This window comes from Acinetobacter sp. V2, assembly GCF_001188385.1.
GTDB lineage: Bacteria > Pseudomonadota > Gammaproteobacteria > Pseudomonadales > Moraxellaceae > Acinetobacter > Acinetobacter oleivorans.
Window position 1 is genome coordinate 130,485 of the sequence record NZ_JZFB01000005.1, and the last position, 822, is coordinate 131,306.

Sequence of the window (822 nt, forward strand, 5' to 3'; positions counted from 1 at the left end):
CGTCTTCATCGTTTGTGAGGTGCATTATAGAGAATCTTTAACAGGTGTCAAACGCTTTTCGACTTCTTTTTAAAAAAATGCGAATGAATGATTAAAAATAAGTCATTATTAAGTAAAAAACAATTTTTTGTATTTTATTTAAACACTTATTTCAATATTTACCACATTTACACAGCTCATCAAGATTAGATAAAACTTGCTCTCAGGTTAAAGATTGTTCGGATAAATAAACTAATGCATCTTCAGCAACTAAATCAAATAGCTCAATGATTTCTTCATTACGCATTCGAACGCAGCCATGTGACATTGGCACCCCCATTGGTTGCGTGTCTGGCGTTCCATGAATGTAAATGTAACGCTCCATGGTGTCGTGACCTTCGCCTTTATTAAAACCTTCTTCTAGGCCATCTAACCAAAGAATACGGGAAAGTATCCAGTCTCGTTCAGGATATTGGGTAGCTAACTCAGTGCTATAAACCTCCCCCGTTGGCTTACGTGCAATAAAAACTGCATTTTGTGGGGACTCGGCACCAATTTTCTTTGCTACTCTATGCCATCCGCGTGGTGTTCTACCCGTGTTTTCCTGCTCACCGATTCCATTCTTTCCTGTAGAAATGACATAAAACTTATTATGTTTAGGCAAAGTTAATGTTTGGTTCACTAAATCGATAAGAACATCAGCATCTTCGAGCTTAAATTGAGACATTGGACTTATTCTCTTATATCAACTCAAATACATTGAGTTTAATTAAAAAATTGTTGTAAGGGCTTGTCTTGCACTAGAAATAAAAGATTATCAATCTTCTTTTATCTACGCGCAGT

General features: G+C 36.3%; 1 protein-coding gene. It reads right to left on the reverse strand.

Going from position 1 to position 822, the window contains the following annotated elements:
- Positions 1–202: 202 nt before the first annotated feature.
- Complete coding sequence (gene elsL, locus UC75_RS15250; protein ID WP_049838073.1) at positions 203–706, reverse strand: cell wall-recycling L,D-carboxypeptidase ElsL; 504 nt, start codon at positions 704–706, stop codon at positions 203–205.
- Positions 707–822: the final 116 nt, after the last annotated feature.

Bases quoted from the DNA above. Each gene is read 5' to 3' on its own strand.
- elsL (WP_049838073.1), bottom strand. From the start codon at position 706: ATGTCTCAATTTAAGCTCGAAGATGCTGATGTTCTTATCGATTTAGTG.